Here is a 23184-nt window from a genome sequence, read left to right on the forward strand (position 1 = left end):
TCAGCCTTTGGCTGCGCTGCGCAATTTCGCCTTGAGCGCGCTGTATTCAGTCTGGACGTACACTTCCGCCTCAGGCTGATTGTCGATGCGCTCGATCTTAACCGCGCAGTACTTGTACTCCGGCGTGTGGGAGACGGGATCGACGTGCTCGATGGTGAGCTCGTTGCAGGCCCCGATCCACCACTGGTAGGTCATGTAGACCACCCCGGCGTTGACCCGGTCGTTGTAGTTGGCCCGGGTGATCACCTTGCCACGGCGCGACGAGATCCAGACCAGCGCCTGATCCTTCACCCCGAGCTTTTTGGCATCGCTCGGGTGGATCTGCACATAGCCGGGCTCATCGGCCAGAGTCTGCAGCGCCGAACAGTTGCCGGTCATGGAGCGGCAGGAGTAGTGACCCACCTCGCGCACGGTGGAGAGCACCAGCGGGTACTCGGCACAGGGCTGCTCCAGCGGCGGCCGCCACTCGGAGGCGATCAGCTGACCCTTGCCGCTCGGGGTGGTGAACACATTCCCCTCGAACAGGGTGCTGGTGCCCGGGTGATCCTCGGTCGGGCAAGGCCACTGCACGCTCTTGAGATCGGCCATCTTGTCGTAGCTGACCCCGGCATAGAGCGGGCAGAGCGCACGCATCTCGTCCCAGATCTCTTCGGTGTTGTGGTACTCCATGGGATACCCCATGGCGGTCGCCATCAACGAGAAGATGGCCCAGTCCGGCTTCACGTTCTCAGGGGGCGTCACCGCCTTGTAGAAGCGCTGGAAGCCGCGATCCGCCGAGCTGTAGACCCCTTCGTGCTCGCCCCAGCTGGTAGCGGGCAGAATGACATCCGCCATCTCGGCGGTCTGGGTCATGAAGATATCCTGCACGATCACCAGCTCCATCCCCGCCAGAGTGCGGCGGAACTGACCCAAGTCAGCTTCGGTCTGGGCCGGATCTTCACCGAAGATGTAGAAGGCCTTGCACTTGCCCTCCTCCACCTTGTGGCCAAGCTCGGTCAGGCGATAGCCGGGCTTTTGGGAGAGCGACTCCACGCCCCACGCCTTGGCGAACTTGGCGCTGATGGCAGGATCGGCCACCGACTGATAACCCGGGAACTGGTGCGGCAGCATCCCCATGTCACAGGTGCCCTGCACGTTGTTCTGACCGCGCACCGGCCCGCAACCGGTGCCGCGACGACCGAAGTTGCCGGTCAGCAACGCCAGACCCGCCAGCCCCTTGACCACATCCACCGCCTGACCGTACTGGGTCACCCCCATGCCCCACAGGATCATGGACGCAGGCGACTCGGCATAGGTGCGAATGGCGGCGCGGATATCGGCGGCTTTGAGGCCAGTGATCCCCTCCACATATTCCGGGGTGTACTTGGCCACCGTCGCCTTGAAGGTCTCGAACCCTTCGGTGTAGTTGGCGACAAAGGCTTTGTTATAGAGCCCTTCATTGATCAACACGTTGGCGAAGGCGTTAACCAGCGCCATATTGGAACCGTTTTTGAGCGGCAGCCACTGATCGGCGATGCGGGCGGTCTCCACCATACGGGGATCACACACAATCACCTTGGCCCCGTTTGCCTTCGCCTTGAGGATATGGCGGGCGACGATGGGGTGAGAGTCAGCAGCGTTGTAACCAAACACCAGCAGGCACTTGGTCTCTTGAATTTCGGGAATGGCGTTGCTCATGGCGCCGTTGCCTACAGTTGTCTCCAGACCGGAGACTGAGGGTGCGTGTCACACCCTCGCGCAGTGGTCGACGTTGTTCGTCCCAATCACCGCACGGGCAAATTTCTGCATCACATAGTTGGCTTCATTGCCGGGGCCACGGGCAGAGCCGGTGGTCATGATGGCGTCCGGGCCATATTTCGCCTTGATGGCGGAGAGACGGCTGCTGGCGAACTCGATCGCTTCATCCCAGGAGACCGCCTCGAACTTGCCACCGCGCTCGCGGCGGATCATCGGGCTCTTGAGACGGGGCGTCAGCAGGTTGGTGTCGTTCAAAAAATCCCAACCGTAATAGCCCTTGAGGCAGAGCTGCCCCTCGTTGGTCCGGCCGTTGGCGCCTTCGGCCCCCACCACCTTGTCGTTTTCAACCAGCAGGTTGATTTTGCAACCGGTGCCGCAATAGGGGCACACGGTAATGACTTTTTTCATGACTCACACTCTTGTTTGTTAACGAAAAACGGCTCGGCAAGCCCGCTCACACCCGCGCCGGCATCGCCAGCAGTGCCTCGGCACTGGCCAGCTGCTTCTGCCGGTTCAGGGTTTCAAGATGCTCCGGCGTGACCAGCAGCAGCGCCTGGGTCGGACACACCTCGACACAGGCCGGGCCCGCCTCGCGGTGATGGCAGAGATCGCACTTGAGCGCCTGCGCCTTGGTCTGCGGACGCTTGAAGAGCGAATCGGCAGCGGGTGCCACCTCTTTGAGCACCACCGCCATGGCGCCGTAAGGACAGGCCACCACGCAGGACTTGCAGCCGATGCAGCGCTCCTGCAACACCTTGACGCAACCATCCTCGCTGACGATGGCATTGTTCGGGCAGGCCATGGCGCACGGCTTGTCTTCACACTGGCGGCAGAGCACCGGCGTGGTCACCTTGCTGCCCACGATCACCTTCAGACGCGGCTGAAAGTAGCTGTCCTTGGAGACCAGATGTCCATCCTCGATGGCAAGATGCAGGCCGCCCTCCCGCTCAAGGGTCCCGCTGCAAGACCCTGACTGGTGTGAAACGGCGCAGGCCACCTCACAGGTACGACACCCAATACAGAGACTGGGATCTGCAATCACGAAGCTGTTCATAGAGAGGGATCCTAAATGGTTCGTTACACCGGGCCGCCCGCCGACAGGCAAAGAGGCGGCCAGCCCCCCACAAAGCATTTATCAGACCAAAATGGGCCAAGGGTGCGATAAAAATTCACAAGTAACTGAAAATAAAGGGTTAATTAGAAAGAGAAACGTGCTGCATGCCACAACTGACGAGGGTGACGACGGGGTGGGAAGTGTGATCGACACGACAAAAGTGACGAGCTCGACACCGGCTGACCAACCCCTGCCCCAGTCGTGTGACGGAACCATTCGAAGGAGTTTGCAACCAGGATCGGCCGCCCCAAACCGGACAAGTGGAGGAACGACATCCGGGGAGAAAAACCATACCAAGGATCCAAAATGGACTGTGCAGCACGCAAAAACGGCTTGGAGCGGCGGCCAAGTTGTTTGATTTTTCTATCTAGCTGGAAGGCAATCATCAAGTTAAACAGAACAGAAATGAGCCACTTATTGACTAATTTATTGAGCCAGAGCCGGTTTTAGGCCCCTGCCCCTTCTGTTTTCTATCCCTCCGGTTAATATGTGCCACTTGGCAACCAGCTCCGTTTATGCCACATGATTTTTGAAAAAATTTATATAGAACTGTAATTTTTCAGTAAGGAATCAATAATGAATGTCGTTGGCGCAAGATGGTGGAAATTTGATTTTCATACCCACTCACCGGCTTCTTGTGATTATGGGAAGGGGGATCACGACTTAAGATATAATAAAAATCCTAGAGAGTGGTTGCTCGACTTTATCTCAAACAATATAGAGTGTGTAGCAGTAACAGATCATAACACCGGTGAATGGGTTGATAAACTAAAAGATGCCGCAGAAACTTTAAGATCGGAAGGGCATTCAATATATATTTTCCCAGGGGTTGAAATTACCGCAAATTCAAATATTCATATTATTGGAATTTTTGATCCTACATTCACTAGCTCCGATATAAGTGCTATCGTAGGTGCGACAAAATTCAGAGGGACAAAAGGTGATAGTGATGCGGTTGCCGAAGAAAGTGCAGAGAATATAATACGAGAAATAGTACGTTCGGGTGGCGTTGCAATTCCTGCACACATTGATATGAAAGCAGGCCTTTGCCAGATTACATCCTCTAACACCATCAAACAAGCATGTGAATTATCTAATGCGGTTGAAATTATTTATCCAGATAAAGACACCGAGCCAAGTAGATTGTCACGGTTTAATAATCTCGACCTTGATTTACCTTCAATAATTGGCTCTGACTCTCATCACCCTAATGATATTAATCGTGCTTATACATGGGTAAAGATGTCTACCCCTTCTATTGATGGTTTAAAATTAGCTTTAGTTGATGGAGTATCGTCTTTAATTCGTTCTGATGCAGAATCAGGGAATCCCAATCAATACTCCAGCACCACTCTACACTCTATCACAATAAAAAATACAAAGTATGCTGGCAGAAAATCACCTTTAGAAATAACTTTCAATCCATGGTTGAATTCAATTATTGGTGGCAGAGGAAGTGGCAAATCCTCTGTTCTTGAATTTATCCGAATAGGAATGGATAGAAGCAAAGATCTTACTTTATTAAAACCTGATAATGAAATCAGACGTTCATTTGAAAGCTTTATTAAAACATCGGCATCTAGAGAATCAGAGGGGGTCCTACTTGATGACTCTGAAATAAGCTGCATTTATATTAGAGACAATATCCAATACAAGCTGAATTGGAATAAGTCGACCAACTCTGTATCAATTTCACGTAAGGATAATGATTCATGGATTTTAGAAAATGGTGAAGCACACTCTAGGTTCCCAATTAAAATATTCAGTCAGAAGCAAATTTTTGATTTAGCCAAAAACCCTAATGCACTTTTAAAACTAATGGATGAGTCATCTATTGTTAAAAGTCAGCAATGGAAAATGGATTGGGAGGATAAATGCTCACACTTTCTTACATTAAGCAGTCAAATTAGAGAGTTGAAATCTAGACTATCCAATAAAGATATTTTACTCGGTCAGCTATCTGATGTTGAACAGAAATTAAAAACTCTAGAGAACTCTGAAAATAAAGAGATTTTTAGTTTGTTTCAACAATTCAGCACAAAGAGGTCTATCGTAGCGAAATTAGAAAGTGATGTTGAGCTTTTAGCTAAGGATTTAAATGTCTATTTAACCTCAGCTAAAACTCCTGAAATTGATAGTGATGTGTTTGATGTTCATGCTGATTCAGAACTTCAAATCATAGAGGAAATGAATCAACTTTCAGATAAAGTTACATTATTTAAAACCGCAATTGAGTCGGCAGGCTCTGAACTTGAAAATGAGCTTGTAAAATTCAAGCTGTGGTATGCTGGCAGTAGTTTTAATCGAAAGCACATTGATGTTTACAATAAATACAATGAATTAATGACAACATTAAATACACAGGGAGTGAATAACCCTGCAGAATACTCTAAGTTAATAGATACGAAAAGCTCCTTAATTAAGTCAATTAATGAATTAACTGTTATTGAGTCAAAAATTGCTGACCTCAACCTTCAAATGAACTCTGCTTATGCCTCAATAGTAGAATTAAGAGGAAACCTTACTTATAACAGGTTACAATTTTTAAAAGAAAATATAAAAGAACAAAGTGGAATTAAAATTGAAATCACTCCTTTAGGTGATACTGAAAATATAGAGCATTCTTTTAGAGATGTGATTGGACGCTTAGATGGTGCATTCGCATCAGATATTTTTGACTCAGAGAAAAAGAGTGGATTTTTATACAAATTAAATCAATTGATGTTAAATCTTGAACCGAGAGATGATTTGTCTTTGAGGTTTTCAGCACTTCACGATTTCAAAGGAAAGCTATTTAATTTTAATTCCGGAGATATTCTTGGTGAGAAAGTTGGAAAGCGCTTTATTGACTTTATGGCTCAGCAGCAACCACAGAAATTTGATGAACTAAACTTGTGGTTCCCTGATGATAAGTTAACAATAAAGTTCTTCGATGGGAAAAGATATAAAGATGTATCTCAAGGATCCGCCGGTCAAAAAGCATCTGCTATTCTTTCATTTCTTCTTTCATATGGAACTGAGCCTCTCATTTTGGATCAACCTGAAGATGACTTAGATAATGGTTTAATTACAAATCTGATAGTGTCGAAGCTACATGAAAGCAAATCAAAACGTCAAATAATAGTTGTAACTCACAATCCAAACATTGTTGTGAATGGTGATTCAGAATATGTCATCGCTTTAGCGGATAAGGGCCAGATAATACAAACTGCATCTGGCGCGCTGCAAGAAATTAATGTTAGGAAAAATGTATGTGAAATTATGGAAGGTGGAGAGTTAGCACTTCAAAAAAGATATAAAAGAATGCTAACCATCTAAAAATATAATCGCAAGGTGCTATAGAAAATATTGCACCTTGCATTTCACATCGAGACACCCACATAAAGCATTGCACCTCTTGCCTCTTTTAATACTTGATGCAATTCACTTCGTTCATTGCATCATACCCTTTTCTCCTTTAGGAAATAAAGACTCCATTGATACCCAACCCTCTCCCCTTTGCCATCCTGCCAGCAATTAATTAGCGATTACTTTATCGTCTATTTATTATCCGTTTTGGAAAAAGATTTTAGCCAAACCACTTCGCTAGATAAAACAAACAGTTGCCTGCATTATCGCGTTATATTTCAATCGCCGGATAATTAATTCCCTTACTCAAATTGAACTTTTGATTATTTATAACTGAGCATAGTCCCGCAGAGTGTGTGTCATTATAAGCTTAATGACAGATGAACAGACTGTGTTCCATGACAAGCAGATCACTATTCCGTTAGCGCCCTTTCCCATCGCAATCCATTAATTCTCTCCCGATTAAATATCACGACTTTCCTGGTAGGTCGGGCAGCTGTGCGTTGGCAAACGTGTAAACATCAAACTGACAAGATGAACTCATGAACTGTGATAAACAACAAGCCACTCCCGGCATCATGCTGGCGGCGATTGGCGTAGTCTATGGCGATATCGGCACCAGCCCGCTCTATACCTTGCGCGAGTGCCTGTCAGGTCAATTCGGGTTCGGCGTCGAGCCGGCCTCCATTCTCGGCTTTCTCTCGCTGATCTTCTGGCTGCTGATCCTGGTGGTGTCGGTCAAGTATCTCTCCTTTGTGATGCGGGCCGACAACGCCGGCGAGGGTGGCATTCTCACCCTGATGTCGCTGGCGACCCGCAACGCCTCCACCCGCTGGACGCCGCTGCTGATCATCCTCGGCCTGATTGGCGGCAGCTTCTTCTATGGCGAGGTGGTGATCACCCCGGCGATGTCGGTGATGTCGGCCATCGAGGGTCTGAGCATTCTCACCCCCACCCTCGACCCCTATATCGTCACCCTCTCGGTGCTGGTGCTGACCCTGCTGTTCGCCATCCAGAAACATGGCACCGCCATGGTGGGCAAGCTGTTTGCCCCCATCATGCTGATCTGGTTTATGACGCTGGCGGTGCTGGGGCTGCGCGGCATCATCCATAACCCCGAGGTGCTGGGAGCGCTTAACCCCATCTGGGCGGTGCGCTTCTTTATCCAGTATCAGACTACCTCCTTCTTTGCCCTCGGCGCCGTGGTGCTGGCCATCACAGGGGTGGAGGCGCTCTACGCGGATATGGGCCACTTTGGCAAGAATCCAATTCGCCTCGCCTGGTTTATCGTGGTGTTGCCCTCTCTGGTGCTCAACTACTTCGGTCAGGGTGCGCTGCTGCTAAGCAATCCGGCAGCCATTGCCAACCCCTTCTTCCTGCTCGCCCCGAAATGGGCGCTGGTGCCGCTGCTGCTCTTGGCGACCATGGCGACGGTGATCGCCTCGCAGGCGGTGATCTCCGGGGTATTTTCGCTGACCCGGCAGGCGGTGCGCCTCGGTTATCTCTCCCCTATTCGCATCGTTCACACCTCCGAGCAGGAGTCCGGCCAGATCTATATTCCGGTCATCAACTGGATGCTCTATATCTCGGTGGTGATCGTCATCATGAGCTTCGAGCACTCCAGCAATCTGGCGGCGGCCTACGGCATCGCGGTGACCGGCACCATGGTGCTCACCTCCATCCTCTCCTGCTCGGTGGCCAAGAACAGCTGGCACTGGAACAAGTATCTGGTAGCCATCCTGTTTGCCGCGCTGCTCTGTATCGACGTGCCGCTCTTTGCCGCCAATCTTGCCAAGATCTTCTCCGGTGGCTGGCTGCCGCTCACCCTGGGCGCGGTGATGTTCACCGTGATGACCAGCTGGAAGAGCGAGCGTTTCCAGCTTATTCGTCGCCTGAACGAGCACGGCAACTCCCTTGAGCCGATGATCGCCTCGCTGGAGAAATCCCCGCCGACCCGGGTGGCCGGTACTGCTGTCTATATGTCGCGGGTGGTCAATGTGATCCCCCATGCGCTCTTGCATAACCTCAAGCACAACAAGGTGCTGCACGAGCGGATCATCCTGCTCACCCTGCGGGTGGAGGATGTGCCCTACGTCCACAATGTGCGCCGGGTCTGCATCGAGCAGCTCTCCCCCACCTTCTGGCGGGTGGTGGCAAGCTACGGCTGGCGCGAGACCCCGAACGTGGAGGAGATCTTCCACCGCTGCAACGCCGAGGGGCTCAGTTGCCGGATGATGGAGACCTCGTTCTTTATGGCCCACGAGTCGCTCATCATGAAAGACCGCCCCTGGTATCTCTATCTGCGCGGCAAGCTCTTTATGCTGCTGCAACGCAACGCCCTGCGTGCGCCGGATCAGTTCGAGATCCCGCCCAACCGGGTTATCGAACTTGGATCCCAGGTGGATATCTGATAGCGGGTTGATGGCCTCTTGATGGCATAGAAAGCCTCAGCAAATAGAGAGGGAGGCATTGGCCTCCCTCTTCTTTTCCGTTAACCCCGATTACCGCCCCCTCATCCCCCGCCCTTCTCCCGCAAGGGGAGAAGGGGGCAAACCACAGCGCCCCCACAGACATCCCACCGTAGGGTGCAACAAGCGCAGCGCCGTGCACCACGAACATATGGCTGACTTTCCCCCTCATCCCCAGCCCTTCTCCCGCGAGGGGAGAAGGGAGCAAACCACTGCGACCATATGCTGTAAACGGTGCAATTCACTTCGTTCTGTGCACCCTACTCATGCTGCGTTTTCCAAGGTGACGAACCCTCCCGATGGCTTCGTCACAAGTGACGAACGTCACAGTTCGACAGCCACATCAGCGCGTTCACTCAACTACGCGAGGATTTTTATTTATTTAAAAACAGCCACTTAAAACCAATTTCGCTGCAAAAACCATTCTGGCCCGTATCTTGCCAACCTGCCCCTACTTTCTCCGTTCGCGACACGACAAGGTAGGCTATGAACCGCTTCGTTATCGCTGACCCCAAGCTTTGTATCGGCTGTGGCACCTGTATGGCGGCCTGCAGCGAGGTACACAAGGCTCAAGGTTTGCAGCAAGCCCCCCGTTTAACCGTTATGCGACACGAGCAGGCGACCATGCCGGTTCAGTGCCGTCACTGTGACGATGCCCCCTGCATCAAGGTGTGCCCGGTCGAGGCAATTCGCCAGACCGGCGATTGTGTGCAACTAAACGAGTCGCTTTGCATCGGCTGCAATCTCTGCGCCGTGGCCTGCCCCTTTGGCGCTATCCAGAGCGGCGGCAGCCGTCCGGTGGCTGTGGCCACCAGTTACGACACCTATATCCCCTGCTCCATCCGCTCCAGCAACCCCTCCACCTCTGCCGGCCTGCGCTGCTTTGGCGAGGATCTGCTGAGCTGGGAGCCGGGGGTGCGCAGCATCGCGGTCAAGTGTGACCTGTGCGAGTTTCGCGCCGATGGCCCGGCTTGTGTCGGTGCCTGCCCCTCCCAGGCACTGAAGCTGGTCAATGACGGCGACACCGAACGCGCCGCGCGTATCCGTCGCCAGCAAGCTGCCGACACCAACCCGCAAGGGGCCTCCGCCTTCTCGGTGCCTGCCACGGCGATCCCTGCCTCCGATTTATCCACCACAGAGGGCGTCCGCTGATGTTGTCCCCCCTTGTTATGGCCACGCTCCTGCTCTTTTTGCTGGGCGCTGCCGCCGGTTTGCTGCTGCAAAAGCTGCCCGCACTGGCCAACCGTCTCAATAGCGGTTTTGCCCTGCTGGGGTCACTCGCGGGTCTGGTCGCCGCCATCCAGATCTTTGCCCAAGGCGCGCCCGTCGACGGCCAAATCTGGCTGCTGGGCTCGGTTCACCTCGATATGCTCTCCGCGCTGATGCTGCTGGTGATTAGCACCGTCGGCGTCGCCGTCGCCCTCTACTCCTTTGCCTATATCCGCGAATATCAGGGCAAGGGGGATGTGGCCATCGGCGCGCTGATGAACCTCTTCCTCTTTGCCATGGTGGGCATGGTACTGGCCGACAACGCGCTCGGTTTCTTGCTCTGCTACGAGCTGGTGACCCTCACCACCTACTGGCTGGTCAAGACCAACCCCGAGGCCGCCAAACAGAGCCGCCTCTATCTGGTGATGAACCATATCGGCATGGCGCTGGTGCTGATCGCCTTCTGGCTGCTCTGCCGCAAATCTGGCTCGCTGGAGTTCGCCGCGCTGCGTGAGCACCATCTGGCGGGCGCATTGGCCTCTCTGGTGTTCCTGCTCAGCTTCTGCGGCTTTGGCCTGCGCGCCGGTTTCGTGCCGCTACACGGCTGGCTGCCGGTGGCCGAGCCCGTTGCGCCGTCCCATATCTCGGCGCTGATGTCCGGCGTGATGGTGAAGCTGGGTCTCTTTGGCATCTTGCGGGTCAGCATCGATTTTCTCGGCGCCAGCCAGCTCTGGTGGGGCTATGTAGTGCTGATCTTCGGCGCCTGCTCGGCAGTACTCGGGGTGCTGTTTGCGCTGGCCGAGCACGATCTCAAGCGGCTGCTCGCCTACCACACGGTGGAGAACATCGGCATCATCCTGATGGGGATGGGCATCGGCATGATCGGCATCGCCAACCAGCAACCGGCACTGGTGGTGCTGGGGCTGCTCGGCGCCCTCTATCACCTGCTCAACCACGCCATCTTCAAGAGCCTGCTCTTTATGGGCACCGGTTCGGTGATGTTCCGCCTGCACACCCGGGATATGGACAAGATGGGTGGTCTTGCCAAGCTGATGCCCTGGACTGCGCTGGCGTTCCTCATCGGTGCCATGGCCATCTCGGCGCTGCCGCCGCTCAACGGCTTTGTCAGCGAGTGGTTTATCTACCAATCCCTGCTCTCCATGACCAAACTCGGCACCTCTGTCGTCGCACCGCTCGCGGTAGTGATGCTGGCGGTAACCGGCGCCATGGCGGTGATGTGTTTCGTCAAGGTGTATGGCATCTGCTTCTGCGGTGCCCCGCGCAGTGAACACGCGAGCCACGCCCGCGAAGTGCCGGGGGGCATGGTGGCAGGCACCCTGCTGCTGGCTGCGGTCTGTCTGGTGCTGGGTCTGGGCGCCCCCTGGATTGCCCCCCATATTGCCAGCTATGGCCAAGCCTTGGTAAGCGGCCAAATGAACGTGGCCACCGGCGCCACCCTGCTGCCACTCGATAGCAGCCAGGCGATCCTCTCCCCGCCCGTTATCGCCATCACCTTGCTGGGGCTGTTCCTCATTCCGCTGCTGGTACTGGCCATCTTCAAGGGGCCCAAGCTGGGTCGTCGTCACGCTGGTACGCCGTGGGCCTGTGGTTACGCCTATGAGGAGCGCATGAGCCTCACCTCCGGCGGTGTCACCCACACCTTGCGCCAACTCTGCGCGCCGCTCTATCGCAAGCAGCCGCAGCTCGATCTGGCCAGCGCCCTGCACGGGGTGAGCGATACCAGCGGAACGACCGGCTGGCTGCTGCACGGCCTTGTGCTGGCGCTCTTTATCCTGATGGCTGTAGGAGTCTGATATGCCTGTTCTTGAAATGCCGAGCTGGGGCATGGTTGCCCTCGCCCTGACCCAGGCCATCGCCATGCTGGCGCTGGCGCCGCTCGCCACCGGTTTCAACCGGGTGCTGCGGGCCAAGATGCACTCCCGTCAGGGGCCGGGCCTGCTGCAGGATTACCGGGATATCGCCAAGCTCCTGCGCCGTCAGGAGGTGACCCCGGAGCCTGCCGGCATCATCTTCAACCTGATGCCTGCGCTGCTCATTGCCGCCTTGCTGCTGGTGGGGATGGCGCTGCCGACCCTGACTCACGAGTCCCCCTTCCCCATCGCCGGGGATCTCATCACCGACATCTATCTGTTCGCCATCTTCCGCTTCTTCTTCTCCCTCTCGGGGCTCGACAGCGGCAGCATGTTTGCAGGGATCGGTGCCCGCCGCGAACTGACCCTCGGCATTCTGGTGGAGCCCATTCTGGTGCTCGCCTGCTTCATCATGGCGATGATGGTGGGCAGCTCTGATCTGGGCAATATCAGCAGCTATGTAGCGACCCAGCCACTGGCCGCACCAGTTGCCACCCTGCTGGCCGGCGCCGCCTGCGCCTTCGCGGTGTTTGTCGAGATGGGCAAGCTGCCCTTTGACTGCGCCGAAGCCGAGCAGGAGCTGCAAGAAGGGCCGCTCACCGAGTATTCCGGTGCGGGGCTGGCCCTGCTCAAGCTCTCCATCGGCCTCAAGCAGCTGGTAGTGGTGCAGCTCTTTCTGGTGATTTTCCTCCCCTTCGGCAAGGCGGCCAACTGGAGTCTGCCTGCGCTCATCGGCGCGGCGCTGATCCTCGCCTGCAAGCTGCTGGTGGCCTTTTTACTGGCTGGCATCATCGAAAACGCCATGGCCCGTACCCAGTTCGTGCGCACCCACAAACTCACCCGCTACGGGTTGGGGCTGGCCCTGCTGGCGCTGCTCGCCTATCTGGTCGGGGTCTGAGCCATGCCCGCCAGCACAGCAACTTTTTCCGATTTCATCATTTGTGAATGCTCATTCCCGAACATTAAAGTGAGAACTGCATGACCATCGCCATTTCGGATCGCATCGGCTGCGACTACATCCAGCAGGTGCGAGCACAACTGCCCCACGCCATCGTCGACGAGGAGTGGCAAACCGCCGATCAGGCCACCATTACCGTCAAGCCCACCAGTCTGGTCGAAACCGCCAGCCTGATCTTCCATCAGCTGGGGGGCTGGCTTCCCCTCTCCTTTGCCAATGACGAGCGCAGCCTCAACGGCCACTTCGCGGTCTACCACGTCTTCTCCATGGAGGGCGACACCAAATGCTGGATCACCGTCAAGGTGCTGGTGGATGCCGATACCCAGGAGTACCCCTCCATCACCCCGACCATTCCGGCGGCGGTATGGGGCGAGCGGGAGATCCGCGACATGTACGGCCTGCGCGCCATCGGCCTGCCGGACGAACGCCGTCTGGTACTGCCGGACGACTGGCCGGAGGATATCCACCCCCTGCGCAAGGACGCCATGGATTATCGCCAGCGCCCGATGCCCACCACCGACACCGAGACCTATCCCTTCGTCAACGAACTCGGCAGTGATGCCAACCGCATCGTGCCGGTCGGCCCGCTGCACATCACCTCCGATGAACCGGGCCACTTTCGTCTGTTCGTCGATGGGGAAGACATCATCGATGCCGACTACCGCCTCTTCTATGTCCATCGCGGCATGGAGAAGCTGGCGGAAACCCGCATGGGCTACAACGAAGTGGCGTTTCTGACCGACCGGGTCTGCGGTATCTGCGGTTTTACCCACAGCGTCGCCTACACCACCTCGGTAGAGAACGCCATGGGTATTCCGGTGCCGGAGCGGGCCAAGATGATCCGCGCCGTGCTGCTGGAGGTGGAGCGCCTGCACAGCCATATCCTCAACATCGGCCTGTCGAGCCACTTCACCGGTTTCGACACCGGCTTCATGCAGTTCTTCCGGGTGCGGGAGAAATCCATGACCCTGGCCGAGCTGCTGACCGGTGCCCGCAAGACCTACGGCCTCAACCTGATTGGGGGGGTACGCCGCGACATCTTCAAGGAAGATCGCATCAAGGGTGCCCAGCTGGTGCGCGAACTGCGTGATGAGCTCAAACCCCTGGTGGCCATGCTGCTGGATACCGCCAACATCTCCTCCCGCCTCATCGGTATCGGCAAGCTCGACCCGCAAATTGCCCGTGATTTCAGCTGCGTCGGCCCCATGGTGCGGGCGAGCGGCTTCAAGCGTGACGTGCGCCGGGTCCACGACTTTGCCGGTTACCGCGAGCTGCCGATGGAGATCCAGACCAAGGCGGGTTGCGATGTGCAATCCCGGGTGCTGGTGCGCATCCACGAGCTCTACGACTCCCTCGACATGATTGAGTTTGGTCTTGAGCACCTGCCGGAAGGGCCGCTTTTGACCGAAGGCTTCACCTACCAGCCGGGCAAGTTTGCGCTGGGCTTTACCGAAGCGCCCCGCGGCGAGAACGTCCACTGGAGCATGACCGGGGATAACCAGAAGCTGTTCCGCTGGCGCTGCCGCGCCGCCACCTACGCCAACTGGCCTGCTCTGCGCTACATGCTGCGCGGCAATACCGTGGCGGACGCGCCGCTCATCATCGGCAGTCTGGATCCCTGCTACTCCTGTACCGACCGGGTCACCCTGGTCGACCCCAAGAAGGGCAAATCCACCGTGGTCTCCTACAAGGAGATCGAGCGCTACGGCATCGATCGCAAAAACTCTCCGCTGAAATAAGGGGTCATCATGATCAAGCTGTTCAAGACCATCCTCAAGGCTGGCACCCCGACCGCCAAGTACCCCTTCGCCCCTTACGAGGTGAACCGGGATTTTCGCGGCAAACCCAAATATCAGGCGGATCAGTGCATCGCCTGCGCCGCCTGCACCAAGGCCTGCCCGGCCAACGCGCTGGTGATGGAAGTGGATATGGAGACCGGCGAACGGCGCTGGGAGATCTCCATGGCGCGCTGCATCTTCTGCGGCCGCTGCGAGGAGGTCTGCCCGACCCGCGCCATCGCCCTCTCCCCCGAGTTCGAGCTGGCGGTAACCAACAAGGCGGATCTCTATGAGGAGGCACGCTTCGCGCTGGCCCCCTGCACCCTGTGCGGCACCTACTTTGCCCCGAGCAAGCTGGTGGCGCTGGTGGAGGATACCCTCAAGCAGGCGGGCACGCCGCTGACCACCCCGGAGCGACTGCACCACTGCCCCGACTGCAAACGAAAACAGAGCATGCTGAGCCAGCCTGACTCGGCCCTGATCACACCGATAGCCACACCGATGGCCGCACAAAAGGAGTGGATGTGATGAGCAAGATCAAAGGCATAGAACCGGTTATCGGCCATGCCCATACCCGCGCCGTGCCGCTGGCACAGGATCCCGAGATCACCAAACTCAAGAAGACCCTGCTCAAGGACATTCGCCGCTCGGCCTATGTCTACCGGGTCGATTGCGGCGGCTGCAACGCCTGCGAGATCGAGATCTTCGCCACCATCACCCCGCTGTTCGATGCCGAGCGTTTCGGCATCAAGGTGGTCGCCTCCCCCCGCCACGCCGACATCCTGCTCTTTACCGGCGCTGTGACTCGGGCGATGCGGGTGCCGGCCCTGCGTGCCTACGAGGCGGCGCCCGATCCCAAGATCTGCATCGCCTACGGCGCCTGCGGCTGTGACGGTGGCATCTTCCACGACCTCTACTGCGTCTGGGGCGGCACCGACAAAATCGTGCCAGTGGATGTCTATATCCCGGGCTGCCCTCCGACACCGGCAGCCACCATCTACGGCTTTGCGGTGGCGCTCGGTCTGCTTGAGCAGAAACTCAAAGCCACCAGCCACGAGGTGCAACCGGGTGAACGGGTCGAGCTGCGCCACACCGGCATCCCCAATGAAATTCGGGTGATGATCGAGCGCGAAGCGCGCCGCATGGCCGGTTACCGGCAGGGGCGGATCATCGCCGACGAATTCATGGCCCTGCTCGAAGGTGCGACCCAGCAGGATGTGGATCTGCGCATCCAGAGCTACCTCGATCAGCACGACGATCCGCGCCTCTCGGAGATCGTCAACAACCTCGCAAACGCCTGCCTCAACCGGGCGGCCGGCAAGGGAGAGGCGGTGCATGGCTGACGAGGTTTTTTTCTACCGCCTCTCGCGCAAGTTCGTCGACGAGCAGTTCAACGTCCCCGAGGAAGCCAAAGAGGTGATGTACTACAGCCTCGCCATCGGCCATCACCTCGGCATCGTCGATTGCCTGCGAGCAGACCTGGTCTGCTCGCTGACCGGTTATCGCGACTGGGTGGCCAAGCTGCCAGAGGGAAGTGAAGCGCGCCGCAAGATGGAGGGATTTCTCACCTTTGGCGAGATCACCATCTATCGCGAGCACTGCCATATGCTGGCCTGCGCCTTCGACCGACTGCGCAAAGCCGACAATCTGCTCGATGAGCAGGAGCTGGGCTGGACCAATACCTTTATGGATCAGCTCACCGCCCTCTTTAACGACCCCCATATGTACCTGATGGTAAGGAGCCGCTGATGGGCTGCAATCTCGTGTTGACCGTGGGGAATGCCATGATGGGGGACGACGGTGCCGGCCCCTATCTTGCCGACAAACTGCAAGCCGCCCCCCTGTCCGGCTGGATCCATATTGACGGCGGCATCGCGCCGGAAAATGTGGTCTACAAGGTGCGGGAGCTGCAACCGGAGCGGGTGGTGCTGGTGGATGCCGCCGAGATCGGCGAGAAGGCGGGAACCCTGCAGGTGATCCCCCCCGAGACCATCGCCGAGATGTTTATCTTCTCGACCCACAATATGCCGCTCAATTTCCTGATCGACGAGCTCAAGACCTTTGTCCCCGAGGTGATCTTTGTCGGGGTACAACCGGCCATCGTGGCGTTCTCCTTCCCGATGACCGAGATGGTGAGCGAGGCGATGGATTATCTTTATCAGCATCTTGATGCCGCCAAAGATCCCAGTCTGTTAATAGATAAACTGGAACAGTGGAATATTGCCAACGCCAACCTGTGATTATTTAGCGAGTTGTTAACGACCGTTATTGACCGACGGTTCAGGCAATGTGATCGAGGCCCGATGTTAAATTAAAAACATCGGGCTAATTGTGCTGAACTTGATATAAAACAAGGTTCTTTGATTTTTTCAAAAAATCGCTAACTCTCGCATTTTTATGACAAAAAAAGCGTTGCCAGTCACAGAAATTTGCCACAAAATGGCGACCGTTACGGAAGTTGATGGGGTCTGGTGGCCTCCTCGGTCTTCAAAACCGATGTGAGCCGAGAAGGCTTTGGCAGGTTCGATTCCTGCCTCTTCCGCCAAATTCATCTATTGAACAAATACTCTCTCGCTGAATTTTTCGGCCTGGATGTTATTTCCAATGTTTGTTCAATATGTTTGAAGCAATACCTTAAAAAAGGTGCTTGCCGCTTGCCAATATAATCCGAACTCAGGTTATCTCGCTGGCCAAAAATTAATTTATCAGCATCGATGCAGCATTAATTTATACCCGCTCATTGATGCACCCAGTTTGCAGTCATCCGCAAATCGCCAGCAGTGCCATAACCCGTCAGCTCGGCCTCTCTATCGGCAAACCGGTGCGCATCCCGAACCCACGCACTGCACTGGTAATCCCATGCCGAACTCGTCTCACGCGTCAGCCATCCCCCACCGCCAGCCCACATCAGGTACGGCTGCCGACGATTCACTGCCAGATTCACAGCAACAGCCCAGCCAGCAACAAACGCGCCGTTTGCCGCAAGTGGAGCAGCTGCTGCAGCAACCCTTTCTCGCCGGTTTTATCGAGGCGCTGAGCCGCCCGCTGGTGACTCAGGCGGTGCGCGACACCCTCAGCGAACTGCGCCAGAGCGAATATTTTCGCCAGCATGGCGTCGCCCCCGAGCAGATCGAGGCGCTGATTGCCAAGCGCTGCCGGCAGCAGTTGCGCCAGCGCCAGGCCCGGGTGATCAACGCCACCGGCACCCTGGTGCACACCAATCTGGGGCGCTCGCCGTTAAGTGCCGATCTGTGGGACGAGGTGCGGGATCTCAACACCGGCTACAACAATCTGGAGCTGGATCTCGCCACCGGCAAGCGCGGCGGGCGCAAGGGGCTGATCGCCCCCCTGCTCCGTTGCCTCACCCAGGCCGAGGATTCGCTGGTGGTCAACAACAACGCCGCTTCGCTCTTTTTGCTGCTGCAGGAGGTAGCCAAGGGGCGCGAGGTGATCGTCTCCCGCGGCGAGCAGATCCAGATTGGCGGCGGCTTTCGCATCCCCGACATTCTGGCGCTCTCCGGCGCCAAACTGGTGGAGGTGGGCACCACCAATATCACTACCGCCAAAGATTACCTCGATGCCATCACCGATCAGACCGCGCTGGTACTGATGGTGCACAGATCCAATTTCGCCATTCGCGGCTTTACCGAATCCCCCGATATCGGCGAAGTGGCCCGCGCCCTGCCCGAGCACGTGGTGCTGGCGGTGGATCAGGGCTCGGGCTTGACCAGCGAAGAGTTTGCGCCGGATGAAACCTCGGTGCGCCAGTACATCAAGGCGGGGGCAGACCTGGTCTGCTACTCCGGTGACAAGCTCTTGGGGGGCCCGCAATCGGGCATCATCAGCGGCCGCGCCGATCTTATCAAGCGGCTGGAAAAACACCCCATGATGCGCACCTTCCGCCCGAGCCGCATCGTCTACTCCCTGCTCGAACGGCTGCTCATCCACAAGCTCAACAAATCTCCCGTCGGCGAGGGTATCGCCCAGCGCACCCTGAGCAATCCGGCCGCCATGGAGGCGAGAGCCGACCAGCTGATGGCCGCCCTGCCCGGCTGCTTTGTGCCGGTCCCCGCCCAGCTGGTGGTGGGCGGTGGCACCTTGCCGGACGAGTTCTATCCGGCCCCTGCGCTGGAGTGCACCGACCCGCGCCCGGCCCAACAGTTGCTCGATGATTTGCGCGAACTGCCGGTGCCGGTCATCGCCACCGTGCGCCAGCAGAAGGTGCTGCTCAATATGGCCACCCTGCTGCCGACCGAGATGGAACTGCTGATCGCCCAACTCAGGGAGTTGCTGCTGCCCGCCCCGTTCAATGCAACAAATGCGACCGAGGAGCCCTGATCCCATGACCCCCTATCGCGCCGTTATCGGCCTTGCAGGCCACGTGGATCACGGCAAGACCCTGCTGATCAAGGCCCTCACCGGCATCACCACCGCCCGTGCCCACGAGCAGGCCATTGGCATGACCCAGGATCTCGGCTTTGCCCACTTTGACGACGGTCAGGGCAACACCATAGGCGTCATCGACGTGCCCGGCCACGAGCGCTATATCCGCAACATGGTGGCGGGGCTCTGGAGTCTGGATCTGGTGCTGCTGGTCATCGCCGCCGACGAGGGGTGGATGCCGATGACCGGCGATCACCTGCGCCTGCTCAAGGCGATGGGGGTACCGCGCCTCTTGGTCTGCATCAACAAGTGCGATCTGGTCTCCCCCGACGAGCTTTTGCTGTTGGAAGAGAGCCTGCTGGAGCGGGTAATGGACGAAAGCGGCATGGTGCCCGATATCGTCAGCGTCAGCGCCAAAACCGGCGAGAATATGGCTGCCCTGCACGCCGCTATCGTACGTCAGCTGGCCGATCTGCCAGCCTCACAAGCTGCCCGCGAGCAGGGCGCACCGCGCCGCTCTCGTGAAGAGGCGCCGCCGCGCCTCTATGTAGACCGGGTCTTTACCGCCAATGGCACCGGCACAGTGCTGACCGGCACCTTGCAACAGGGCAGCCTCAAGGTGGGGGACAAGCTGCGCCTCTACCCCGCCGATCGGGAAGTGCAGGTGCGCTCCCTGCAGGCCTATCACCAGAGCGTCGACGAGATCGGCGCCGTCTGTAGGGTGGCGGTGGGCCTTAAAAAAGTGCCCCACAAGGAGGTGGCCCGCGGCCATTGCCTCACCAGCGCCGCCGGTCAGTGCGAGGCGGCCACCCACCTTATCGTGCGACTCAACGCCGAGAGCTTGAGAGACAAGGCGCTACGCCCCTCTCTGCACAACAAGGAGATCGAGGTGGCCCTCGGCAGCTGGCATGGGCGGGCCCGTTTTGTGCCGATCAAGGATACCCGGCTGGCGCGGCTGATCTTTACCAGCCCCATCCCCTGCTTCTTTGGCCAGCCGCTCGCCATCATTCGCCACGGCAGCAGCGAACTGCTGCACGGCGCCCGCATCGTCTGGTGCGGCGACATCCATCCCGCCAGACGCAAGGCGCTGCACGCCCTACTGGGTGAGCTGCCAGATGAGCTCGAGCACTACAACCCAGCCACCCTACAACTGGGGCTCAACGGCTATGTGCTGGCCAGCCGCTTTGACCAGCAGCCAGAGCAGGTCACCCCCCTCGGTGAGTGGCTGCTGGATAACTACTGGCTGGCCCAAAGCCGCGACCAGCTGCTCGCTACCTTGGCAAACGAACCGCTGAGCGCCGCCGAGCTGGCGACCCGCTTTGGCATCGCCCTGCCGGTCACTCAGGCCCTGCTCCAGCAGCTCAAGAGCGAGCAGCACATTCGCCTGCACCATGACAAGTGGCAGCCGGGCAGCGGCGAGTCGGAAGACGATCTGGGAGAAGAGGCGCAGCTGGTGCTCAAAGTGGTGCGAGATCAAGGCAAGGAGGGTTACGAGCCCGGTAAACTGGGCCCCGGCGGCGTTGAGCTGGATCCCTTTATCACCCGCCAGCTGCCCGCAGCCCTGCAGCAGGGCCTGCTACAAAAAGGCGCGTTGCAAAAGCAGCTGCGCAATCTGGCGCGACTCAAGTATCTGGTGCAGCTCGATGGCCCCATCTACTACGACGCCGAGCTTTACAACCAGATGGTCGCCGCCGTGCTGGCGGGCCAGCAGGTGGGAGATCTGATCGACATGGCATCCCTCAAGGAGATCACCGGTTTGTCGCGCAAATACGCCATTCCGTTCTGCCTGCGCATGGAGATGGATGGCTGGGTGCGGCGCGAGGAGAACGAACGCCGGGTGCTGCGTCTCCCAGCCAGTCAAGATGAGATGGAGCCGGCATGAGCACCACCATCGCCCAATCTGGCTCTGCCAATCCTGTGGCCAACCGGCTGCGCCGCGAGTTTCATATCGACGGCATAGTGCAGGGGGTCGGCTTTCGCCCCTTCGTCTATGGGCTGGCGCTGCGCCACGGCCTTGCCGGTTATGTGTTGAACGATGCCAACGGCGTTACCATAGGTGCCGAAGGATCGCCCGAGCAGCTAGCCGTCTTTGCCCGCGAACTGCGGGAACTGGCGCCGCCCTTAAGCCGCATCGATCACTTCAGCGAGCGGGAACTGCCCCTTGCTCATGATCCCGACTTCGATGGCCAATTTCATGGCCAGTTTCGAATTAAAGCGAGCCAACAGCAGAGCGCGGCCACGGTCGCCATCTCGCCGGATCAGGGAATGTGTGAGGCATGCGCCCGGGATGTGGCCAACCCCAACGATCGCCACCATCGCTACCCTTTTACCAACTGCACCCACTGCGGCCCGCGCTACACCATCATCCGCAGCCTCCCCTACGACAGACCCCATACCGCCATGGCAGGCTTTGCCATGTGCCGGCGCTGTGCGGCGGCCTATGAAAACCCGCTGGACAGACGCTACCACGCCCAGCCGGTGAGCTGCCCCGAGTGCGGGCCCCATCTCAGCTGGCGCAGCGGCCGCGGCGATGCGCTGGCCGAGCGCGAGGATGCCCTGCAAGCAGCTGCCCGCGCCCTGCAAGCGGGCAAGCTTATCGCAGTCAAGGGCATGGGGGGTTATCACCTGATATGTGATGCTCGCAATGAACAGAGTGTTGCCAGATTGCGAACGCTCAAGCGGCGCGCGCGCAAGCCGCTGGCGGTGATGATGGGCTCCCTTGCCGAGGCCAAACTGCATGTCACCGGCTGCGAAGACGAGTGGCAACTGCTCGCCTCTCAGGCCAGACCCATTACTCTGCTGCGCAAGCGCAAAAATGATGATCGGCACTCAGAATCTGGACCGTCAGCCGCGCCGCTGGCCGAGGGGATAGCCCCCGGCATCGCCTATCTCGGGGTCATGCTCCCCTACACCCCGCTGCACCAATTGCTGCTGGACGCCTGCGCCATGCCGCTGGTAGCCACCAGCGCCAATGGTCGCGGCAGCCCTATCCTTATCGAGTGTGAAGAGGTGGTCAGGGAACTCGGCAGCGAGATTGACGGCATCCTGGATCACAACCGCCCCATCCTGCACCCGTGCGACGACAGCCTGGTGCAGTGGACCGGTGGGCGACGCCAGACGTTGCGGCTGGCCCGGGGTTATGCCCCCTGCACTCCCAGCCTGAAAGAGGCGGTCAAGGCGCCGCTCTTGGCAGTCGGGGCGCAGCAGAAGAACCAGCTGGCGCTCGCCTTCGGCCGCCAGCGCATCTACAGCCCCTATATTGGCGATCTGCACAGCCTGCCGATGCAGGAGCACTTCGAGCAGACCCTGGCGACCTTTCGCGATCTCTACGATCTCAAACCCGAAGTTCTGGTCTCGGATCGCCACCCGGGCTACCTCAGCCACCAGTGGGCCAAAAGCTATTGCCAGGATCAGGGTGCCACCCATCTCGAGGTGCAGCACCATCACGCCCACCTGCTGGGGGTGATGGCCGAGCACGACATCACGGGCCCGGTGCTGGGTGTTGCCTTCGATGGCACCGGCCTTGGGGATGACGGCACCCTCTGGGGCGGCGAGCTGCTGCTGGCCGATGTTCAGGGATTTGAGCGGGTTGCCCACCTCAAACCCTTCAAGCTTGTCGGCGGCGAGGCGGCCATCCGCGAGCCGGTGCGCCAGTTGCTGGGGCTGCTGTTTGAATCGCACAGCCCTGAGCAGATCAGCGCCCTCGATATTCCGCTGATCAAGCAACTGCCCCTTGAGCGGATCAACAATCTGCACCAGCTCTGGCAGCTGGGTCGCAACGCCCCCCATACCAGCTCCATCGGTCGACTGTTCGATGCGGTGGCGGCGCTCTTGGGGGTGATCGACACCCCCGATTACGAGGGCGAAGCGGGGCTCTTGCTGGAGGCGGCTGCCTCGCGGCTAGCCCCCGATGAGCAGCCCTTCTACCTCGCCTTTGATCTCAGCCAATCAGCGGAGGGGCCGCTGCATATCGAGTGGGCCGAGCTCATCAATACACTTGTCAGCGAGCGGCGCCAAGGCACCGCCACTGCCAGCCTGGCCGCCGGTTTTATCCGCGCCATCAGCAATCTGGTTGTTGCCCTTGCCGAACGCTTCCCCGGCTATCCGGTGGTACTCGGGGGCGGCGTCTTTCAAAACCGGGTGCTGATGGACCAGCTGGTGCCCGCACTCGAAGCGGCCGGCCGGCAGGTATTGACCAGCGAAACCCTGCCGCTCAATGACGGTGGCATCGCCGCCGGTCAGCTCTGGTTTGCCATCCACCATCTTGCCACGCACCAGCCTGCCACAGCCGGTTGTGCCACCTTGTCGGAGTCCTGAA

The 23184-nt window shown here is 57.9% G+C and carries 15 protein-coding genes and 1 tRNA gene; 14 read left to right on the forward strand and 2 right to left on the reverse strand.

All coding sequences use genetic code 11. The features are described from left to right. Together fdhF and AB5Z02_RS19495 are read right to left on the reverse strand one after the other, a co-directional pair. Positions 1-2145, reverse strand: coding sequence for a formate dehydrogenase subunit alpha (fdhF, locus tag AB5Z02_RS19490; RefSeq protein WP_081376060.1), 2145 nt, complete (start codon positions 2143-2145; stop codon positions 1-3). Between the two features lie 46 nt (positions 2146-2191). Then, positions 2192-2791, reverse strand: a complete 600-nt coding sequence (locus tag AB5Z02_RS19495; protein WP_368216731.1) for a 4Fe-4S binding protein — start codon at positions 2789-2791, stop codon at positions 2192-2194. A gap of 636 nt (positions 2792-3427) precedes the next feature. On the opposite strand from AB5Z02_RS19495, the gene AB5Z02_RS19500 reads away from it, so the two are divergent. The 14 genes from AB5Z02_RS19500 (at position 3428) to hypF (ending at position 23183) form a co-directional block, all read left to right on the forward strand. Then, a complete protein-coding gene (locus tag AB5Z02_RS19500; protein WP_368216733.1) occupies positions 3428-6169 on the forward strand; it encodes a TrlF family AAA-like ATPase in 2742 nt (913 codons plus the stop codon). Between the two features lie 572 nt (positions 6170-6741). Further along, complete coding sequence (gene kup, locus AB5Z02_RS19505) at positions 6742-8610, forward strand: low affinity potassium transporter Kup (protein WP_368216735.1); 1869 nt, start codon at positions 6742-6744, stop codon at positions 8608-8610. A gap of 543 nt (positions 8611-9153) precedes the next feature. Further along, on the forward strand, positions 9154-9819 hold the full coding sequence (locus AB5Z02_RS19510; RefSeq protein ID WP_323928016.1) for a 4Fe-4S dicluster domain-containing protein: 666 nt from the start codon (positions 9154-9156) through the stop codon (positions 9817-9819). After that, entirely contained in the window at positions 9819-11690 is a 1872-nt protein-coding gene (hyfB, locus tag AB5Z02_RS19515; RefSeq protein ID WP_368216737.1) for a hydrogenase 4 subunit B, read from the forward strand. Before AB5Z02_RS19510 ends, hyfB begins: the two co-directional genes overlap by 1 nt. Position 11691: 1 nt before the next feature. Then, positions 11692-12645, forward strand: coding sequence for a respiratory chain complex I subunit 1 family protein (locus AB5Z02_RS19520; protein ID WP_043170824.1), 954 nt, complete (start codon positions 11692-11694; stop codon positions 12643-12645). A gap of 80 nt (positions 12646-12725) precedes the next feature. Beyond that, positions 12726-14444 (forward strand): NADH-quinone oxidoreductase subunit C, encoded by a 1719-nt coding sequence (locus AB5Z02_RS19525; RefSeq protein ID WP_017784116.1) that lies wholly within the window; start codon positions 12726-12728, stop codon positions 14442-14444. A gap of 9 nt (positions 14445-14453) precedes the next feature. Continuing rightward, positions 14454-15011: a formate hydrogenlyase complex iron-sulfur subunit gene (locus tag AB5Z02_RS19530; protein WP_042053810.1), complete on the forward strand. Its 558-nt coding sequence runs from the start codon at positions 14454-14456 to the stop codon at positions 15009-15011. Next, entirely contained in the window at positions 15011-15826 is an 816-nt protein-coding gene (locus AB5Z02_RS19535) for an NADH-quinone oxidoreductase subunit B family protein (protein ID WP_368216740.1), read from the forward strand. Before AB5Z02_RS19530 ends, AB5Z02_RS19535 begins: the two co-directional genes overlap by 1 nt. Further along, positions 15819-16232 carry a formate hydrogenlyase maturation HycH family protein gene (locus tag AB5Z02_RS19540; RefSeq protein WP_041207575.1) on the forward strand — a complete coding sequence of 138 codons (414 nt, stop codon included), beginning with the start codon at positions 15819-15821 and terminating at the stop codon, positions 16230-16232. Before AB5Z02_RS19535 ends, AB5Z02_RS19540 begins: the two co-directional genes overlap by 8 nt. Beyond that, positions 16232-16723 (forward strand): hydrogenase maturation peptidase HycI, encoded by a 492-nt coding sequence (hycI, locus tag AB5Z02_RS19545; RefSeq protein ID WP_368216742.1) that lies wholly within the window; start codon positions 16232-16234, stop codon positions 16721-16723. The genes AB5Z02_RS19540 and hycI overlap by 1 nt, the downstream gene beginning before the upstream one ends. Positions 16724-16936: 213 nt before the next feature. Beyond that, a tRNA-Sec gene (locus AB5Z02_RS19550) sits at positions 16937-17028 on the forward strand. Positions 17029-17342: 314 nt separating this feature from the next. Beyond that, positions 17343-18821 (forward strand): L-seryl-tRNA(Sec) selenium transferase, encoded by a 1479-nt coding sequence (gene selA, locus AB5Z02_RS19555; RefSeq protein ID WP_368216744.1) that lies wholly within the window; start codon positions 17343-17345, stop codon positions 18819-18821. Between the two features lie 4 nt (positions 18822-18825). After that, positions 18826-20748 (forward strand): selenocysteine-specific translation elongation factor, encoded by a 1923-nt coding sequence (gene selB / locus AB5Z02_RS19560; RefSeq protein WP_368216746.1) that lies wholly within the window; start codon positions 18826-18828, stop codon positions 20746-20748. Continuing rightward, positions 20745-23183, forward strand: coding sequence for a carbamoyltransferase HypF (hypF, locus tag AB5Z02_RS19565; RefSeq protein ID WP_368216747.1), 2439 nt, complete (start codon positions 20745-20747; stop codon positions 23181-23183). The genes selB and hypF overlap by 4 nt, the downstream gene beginning before the upstream one ends. The last annotated feature ends 1 nt before the right edge of the window (position 23184 follow it).

This window comes from Aeromonas sp. R2-3, assembly GCF_040908375.1.
GTDB lineage: Bacteria > Pseudomonadota > Gammaproteobacteria > Enterobacterales > Aeromonadaceae > Aeromonas > Aeromonas veronii.